The sequence below is a fragment of the Roseovarius sp. B-10 genome, assembly GCF_056859295.1.
Window position 1 is genome coordinate 1 of record NZ_JBSXOE010000005.1, and the last position, 5,153, is coordinate 5,153.

Annotated in this window: 4 protein-coding genes and 1 tRNA gene; 3 read left to right on the plus strand and 2 right to left on the minus strand. The window is 69.4% G+C overall.

Features of this window, described 5'->3' with window-relative positions; all coding sequences use genetic code 11:
* Positions 1 to 124: 124 nt before the first annotated feature.
* Positions 125 to 199: transfer RNA gene (locus tag AC13D8_RS00085), tRNA-Gln, on the minus strand.
* Between the two features lie 104 nt (positions 200 to 303).
* A complete protein-coding gene (locus AC13D8_RS00090; protein WP_482967146.1) occupies positions 304 to 795 on the minus strand; it encodes an SH3 domain-containing protein in 492 nt (163 codons plus the stop codon).
* A 111-nt stretch (positions 796 to 906) separates the two neighbouring features.
* On the opposite strand from AC13D8_RS00090, the gene AC13D8_RS00095 reads away from it, so the two are divergent.
* The 3 genes from AC13D8_RS00095 to ggt are packed head-to-tail and all read left to right on the plus strand — an operon-like array spanning position 907 to position 4,785.
* Complete coding sequence (locus tag AC13D8_RS00095) at positions 907 to 1,893, plus strand: 2-hydroxyacid dehydrogenase (protein ID WP_482967147.1); 987 nt, start codon at positions 907 to 909, stop codon at positions 1,891 to 1,893.
* A 6-nt stretch (positions 1,894 to 1,899) separates the two neighbouring features.
* Complete coding sequence (locus AC13D8_RS00100) at positions 1,900 to 3,000, plus strand: THUMP domain-containing class I SAM-dependent RNA methyltransferase (protein ID WP_482967148.1); 1,101 nt, start codon at positions 1,900 to 1,902, stop codon at positions 2,998 to 3,000.
* 15 nt (positions 3,001 to 3,015) lie between these two features.
* Positions 3,016 to 4,785 (plus strand): gamma-glutamyltransferase, encoded by a 1,770-nt coding sequence (gene ggt, locus AC13D8_RS00105; protein WP_482967149.1) that lies wholly within the window; start codon positions 3,016 to 3,018, stop codon positions 4,783 to 4,785.
* Positions 4,786 to 5,153 lie beyond the last annotated feature (368 nt).

A 5,153-nucleotide genomic window follows, 5' to 3' on the forward strand; every position in this document is an offset into this window, starting at 1 on the left:
TGGGAGGAGCCCCCGCCGCGCCGACCGAGCCGTCACCCGATCCACCCGCCGCGGGGGCACCTTTCGGGGCACTTTCGACCGGGGGCGGCCCGCGCGGCTCATCGGTTTAAAGATCGGGAAGCACTGGCTGGGGTGGTAGGATTCGAACCTACGGTACACGGTACCAAAAACCGCTGCCTTACCACTTGGCTACACCCCAGCGTGCTGCGGTCATTACTCCGGCGGTTTGGCCGGATCAAGACCGCAGCGGAAAAAAATGTGAGCGCCATGTGCGGACCGCGACGGTACGTCGGCTCAGGCCGTCTACTCGACGATTTCCTGGGCGCCCACGCCCCACAGCGTGGTCTTTTGCGCCCAGCCGTCATGCCCCCCGGTCGAGAGCGCGCACCACTCGGGGCCGCATTCCGAGAGCCGCGCGATCACCCCGGCCTCTAGCCGCGCGGTGACCATCGAGCCGGGGTCGGGGCGCGCGCGCATGTCCAGCAGGTCCTGCGCGACGAGGACCGTGCGTACCCCCGACAGCAGCGAGTAATGCACCCATCCGCCGGCCCCGTCGACATCTTCGACACGCCGCCAGTGGCCGAACTCGGCGGTGATGCGCAAGGGCATGCCGCGGCGCTTGTAGACCCAGTCGATGCGGTGGGTGAGGCTGGGGCCGCGCCGGACATTGGCCTTGGATGCCTTGAGTGAGACGTAGCGCGGCATCGGCAGCCCGGTCACGGGCCCGCGCTCTTGTGCGGCACCCGCGCCCGCGCCGAGGGCCACGACGAGAAGGGCCATGACAAGCCGCCGCATGTTTGCACTCCGATTTCTGCCCGCATCGTCGGCAAGGGTTCTTGTGCCCCGCCTTGTCCTGCGCCACTCTGCCAGCACCGCGCGGGAAAGAAAAGCCGGAGGAGGGCCGCCATGCCGTCAGAAACCCTGAGTGTTGTCGTTACGCGACGCCTGCCCGAGCCGGTCGAGCGGCGGATGCAGGAGCTGTTCGATGTGCGACTGCGCGAAGACGACACGCCGATGAGCCGCGAGGAGCTGGCGGCGGCGATGCAGGAGGCGGATGTCCTGGTGCCGGTGATCACCGACCGGATCGACGCGGGCATGATCGGGCAGGCGGGTGAACGGCTCAAGCTCATTGCCAATTATGGCGCGGGCGTCGATCACATCGACGTCGAGACGGCACGGCAGCGCGGCATCCTCGTCTCGAACACACCTGGCGTGCTGACCGACGACACCGCCGACATGACCATGGCGCTCATGCTCGCGGTGACGCGCCGCCTGCCCGAGGGGCTGGCGGTGATGCAGACGGGTGACTGGCGCGGCTGGTCGCCGACGGCGTTCCTGGGCGGGCGCATCGCAGGTCGGCGGCTGGGGATTCTCGGCATGGGGCGGATCGGGCAGGCGGTGGCGCATCGCGCCGCTGCCTTCGGGATGCAGGTGCATTACCACAACCGTCGCCGCCTGCGCCCCGAGATCGAGGAGGAATGCGGTGCGACCTACTGGGAGAGCCTCGACCAGATGGTGGCGCGGATGGACGTGCTGAGCATCAACTGCCCGCACACGCCCTCGACCTTTCACCTGATGAACGCCCGGCGGCTCAAGTTGATGAAGCCCGAGGCGGTGATCGTGAATACCAGCCGCGGCGAGGTGATCGACGAGAACGCGCTGACCCGGATGCTGCGCGCCGGAGAGATCGCGGGCGCCGGTCTGGACGTCTACGAGCGCGGAGCCGACATCAACCCGCGCTTGCGCGAGTTGCCAAACGTGGTGCTGTTGCCGCACATGGGGTCGGCCACGCGCGAGGCGCGGGTCGAGATGGGCGAGAAGGTCATCATCAACATCAAGACCTTCGAGGACGGCCATCGCCCGCCCGACCAGGTCGTGCCGGCGATGCTCTGAGCGGCGGTGGATTTCGCGATATTCCTTGCCACCGCGCCGGGGCTGGAGGCGGCGCTCGCCGAGGAGGTCGCGGAACTGGGTTTCGGGCCGGTGTCGGCGGTGCCCGGCGGTGTCGAGATCACTGGTGGCTGGCCCGAGGTCTGGCGCGCGAACCTCACGGTTCGCGGCGCGAACCGTGTGCTTGCCCGTATAGGCGAATTCCGTGCGATGCACCTCGCGCAGCTCGACAAACGGGCGCGGAAATTCGACTGGGGATCGGTGCTGCGCCCCGACGTGCCGGTCAAGGTCGAGGCCACCTGCCGCCGCTCGAAAATCTACCATGCCGGGGCCGCGTCGCAGCGAATCGCGCGCGCGATCACCGAGACCTTCGGCGCGCCGGAGGGGGGCGAGGGGGCCGTCCGGGTCATGGCCCGGATCGATGACGACCTCGTGAGTCTGAGCGTCGATACCTCGGGCGAGCCACTGCACCGGCGCGGCCACAAGCTGGCCACCGGCAAGGCCCCCTTGCGCGAGACGCTGGCGGCGCTGTTCCTGCGGCAATGCGGCTATGACGGGACCGAGCCGGTGCTCGATCCTATGTGCGGCTCGGGCACCTTTCCGATCGAAGCGGCGGAGATCGCGGCGGGACTCGCGCCGGGGCGCGACCGGCGATTTGCCTTCGAGGACCTGGCAACGTTCGACGCGCCCGCGTGGCAGGCGATGCGCGGTGGGATCGCGCCCTGCGAGATGGGCGTGCGATTCGCCGGTTTCGACCGCGACGCAGGCGCGGTGCGCATGGCGGCTGAGAATGCCGCGCGCGCGGGTGTGGCGGGGCTTGTGTCCTTCGCCTGCCAGCCGGTCTCGGCGCTTACCCGCCCCGCGGGGGCGCCGGGCCTCGTGATGGTCAACCCGCCCTACGGCGCGCGCATCGGCAACCGCAAGCTGCTGTTCGGTCTCTATGGCAGCCTCGGCGAGGTCTTGCGCCGCGAGATGCGCGGCTGGCGCGTGGGGCTGGTAACGAGCGATGGCGGGCTGGCCCGCGCGACCGGGTTGCCGTTCTTGCCTCCGGGTCCGCCGGTGGCGCATGGTGGGCTAAAGGTGACGCTGTGGCGCACCGACCCGTTGTGACGAAAGGAGACGGCGATGCGCACGATCCTTGCAATCCTTCTCTGCCTCGCGCTGCCCGTGGCGGCGCAACAGGCCGCCGACACGGTCGCGCCCGAGGGCGCAGGGGCCGGGGTGCTGCACGTGCCGGCCATGCTGCATGGCGCGGCAGAGGCCAAGGCGGCGGGCCGCCCGGCGGTGGCCGAGAACTGGATGATCGCCGCTGCGCACCCGCTCGCGGTCGAGGCCGGGGCAAGAGTGCTCTCGCTGGGCGGCACGGCGGCGGATGCGATGGTGGCGGCGCAGGCGGTGCTGGGACTGGTCGAGCCGCAAAGCTCTGGCCTTGGCGGCGGCGCGTTCCTCGTCTGGCATGACGGGGCCACCGGCGAGATCACCACGCTGGACGGGCGCGAGACCGCGCCGCTGGCCGCCACGCCAACGCTCTTTCAGGACGAGGACGGCCAGCCGCTCGGCTTTTTCGAGGCGGTGGTGGGCGGGCGCTCGGTGGGCGTGCCGGGCACGCCTGCGCTGATGGCAGAGGCGCATGGCCGCTGGGGCCGCGCGGACTGGGCGGGGCTCTTCGACGACGCGATTCGGCTGGCGGAGGAGGGGTTCTTGGTCAGCCCCCGGTTGGCGGGGCTGGTGGCGCGCGATTCCGACCGGCTGTCGCGCTTTGACACCACCCGCGCCTATTTCTTCCCCGGCGGCATGCCGCTGCGCGAGGGTGGCACCCTGCGCAACCCGGCCTATGCCGACACGCTGCGCATACTGGCGACGGAGGGGCCGGAGCCGTTCTATACCGGGGCCATCGCCGAGGACATCGCGGCGGCGGTGCAGGGGGCGAAGGGCAATCCCGGACAGTTGAGTGCGACCGATCTCGCCATCTACCAGGTGCGCGAGCGCGACGCGGCCTGCGTGCCCTATCGTGGCTACGATGTCTGCGGCATGGGACCGCCCTCGTCAGGCGGGGTTACCGTGGGGCAGATACTCGGCCTGCTGGTCCCGTTCGACCTCGCCGCGCTCGGCCCTGACAACCCCGAGGCATGGCGGCTCATCGGCGATGCCAGCCGCCTCGCCTTCGCCGACCGGGGGCGTTACCTCGCCGACAGTGATTTCGTGCCGGTGCCGGTGCGCGGCCTGCTCGATCCCGGCTACCTGCGCGACCGCGCGCGTCTCCTGCGCGGCGACGACGCCTTGCCCGAGGTGGCCCCCGGCACGCCTGAATTCGATCACGCGCTGGACTGGGGCACGGGGGAGACGCTCGAACAGCCCTCGACCTCACATATCTCCATCGTGGACGCGCATGGCAACGCGCTGTCGATGACTACCACCATCGAGAACGCGTTCGGGTCGCGGCTCATGGTGCGGGGCTTCCTGCTCAACAACGAGCTGACGGATTTCTCGTTTGCCAGCCACGACGGCGGGCGACCCATCGCCAATGCCGTGGCCCCGGGCAAGCGGCCCCGCTCGTCCATGGCGCCCACGATCCTGCGCCGCGACGGCCAACCGGTACTGGTGCTAGGCAGTCCGGGTGGCAGCCGGATCATCGGATTCGTGGCCAAGACCATCATCGCCTGGGCCGATTGGGGGATGGATGTGCAGGAGGCGGTGGCGCTGCCGCATCTCGTCAACCGTTTCGGCCGCTATGACATCGAGCCCGGCGCGGCGCGTCTCGCCCCGGCGCTGACGGCGCTGGGCTACGAGGTGGAGACGCGGGCGCTTACTTCGGGGCTGCACGCGATCGAGATAGGCACGCGGCTCGAGGGCGGGGCCGATCCGCGCCGCGAGGGGCTGGCCTACGGCGAATGAGGCGCGGGATCGCGCCCTGGCGGCAGGGCGCGTCGTCCCCGACTTTACCGCGGCGCGGAAAAGTTTCGCTTTTTTCGAAAAAACCTCTTGCGACTCTCCGTCGGTATCCGTAAATACGCCTTCACCGACGCGGCGGACACGCTGCGGCGGCGCACTCGACGGGCCTGACGGTTACGGAGTGGATAAATACTTTGGGGCAGACGAGGCGGGGCGCGCCGGTTAAGTAGGGCGCACTCTGGTTGGTTTTGTCTCGTGCTCTTTGACATGATTGATATCTGAAGAGATATGTGGGCGGTTTGGTCTGTTTCGACGGACGGACGTCTGTATATCAACGCCGGTAGGGTCCTTGTGATCCGATGACCGGTGTC

Bases quoted from the DNA above. Each gene is read 5' to 3' on its own strand.
- AC13D8_RS00090 (WP_482967146.1), bottom strand. From the start codon at position 795: ATGCGGCGGCTTGTCATGGCCCTTCTCGTCGTGGCCCTCGGCGCGGGC.
- AC13D8_RS00095 (WP_482967147.1), top strand. From the start codon at position 907: ATGCCGTCAGAAACCCTGAGTGTTGTCGTTACGCGACGCCTGCCCGAG.
- ggt (WP_482967149.1), top strand. From the start codon at position 3,016: ATGCGCACGATCCTTGCAATCCTTCTCTGCCTCGCGCTGCCCGTGGCG.